1 protein-coding gene is annotated in these 1,024 nt (G+C 44.4%); it reads left to right on the forward strand.

The window, feature by feature from the left end:
- Positions 1 to 47: 47 nt before the first annotated feature.
- Positions 48 to 1,024: EAL domain-containing protein (locus ACRC27_RS08185; RefSeq protein ID WP_438639640.1), on the forward strand; the 977-nt coding region annotated here is incomplete at its 3' end.

Here is a 1,024-nt window from a genome sequence, read left to right on the forward strand (position 1 = left end):
TCGCTTCGTCAGCAGACCTAAGCTGTTCTGATGCCATGGTAAAGAAGATGCTTTATCAGGTAATCACGATTCCTTATGTCAGGAATGTAAATATTGCTTTAAATAATAATATTTATTGCACGATCCTATCAGGGAAAAAAAATTCTGATTTTGAGCTAGCCAATTATTACGAAGGCAAATTGTATTTGATGAATGGCAGTTCAGTGACACCGGGATCACCGCTGGTAGCCTTTCGCCAAACAGGACCTGAAGGGCTTGCTGTACTGGTGGGTATTGATGGTTTGTATTTGCATCAGACGTTGAATTTACTCAGCAACCACTTACAGATAGTGGTACGTATTGGTAATAAGTGGATGACCGCTGATGGCGCAGTGTATAGCGGCCCTTTACCACAGAAGAAAATTACCCAAGTTATGGAGTCTGACCACTACCCGTATGAGGTACTGACGCAGATCTCCAGTCGTAAGCTGCTTTGGTACGCCATCAATAACTCTCATGCCAGTATCGCAGTCTTTATTTTGATTGGGTTGTTGTTCGCGTACATTACTTACCGTTATCTCAGCCGAGTGGTTTCACCGATTAGCATGCTGGCGCGTGCAGTAGAGCAAAATGAGTTTGTCCCTTACATGCAGCCGATTGTACGTAGCCAAGACTTTGGTTTGCATGGCTGTGAAGTACTGATGCGTTGGCAACATCCGCAATTAGGGTTGATCCCGCCGAATCAGTTCATTCCATTAGCCGAAGAAAGTGCGTTAATTGTTCCGATGACGCGTAGCCTCATGCATCAGGTGCGTACCATTTTCGCGGCGCAGGCAGCGCTGTTACCGCCCAATTTTCATTTTGGCTTTAATATCAGCTATACCCATTTCAAAAATAAAGACATTGTGACTGATTGCCGTGATTTTCTGGCAGCCTTTCCACAAGGCGCGATCACGTTGGCGCTGGAAATTACTGAACGTGAAATGATTACTGACAACCCGATGACACGTGAAATTTTCACTGAATTACACGAATTGGGCATTTT

This window comes from Plesiomonas sp. (assembly GCF_051650925.1).
Taxonomy (GTDB): Bacteria; Pseudomonadota; Gammaproteobacteria; order Enterobacterales; family CAMTGL01; genus Plesiomonas.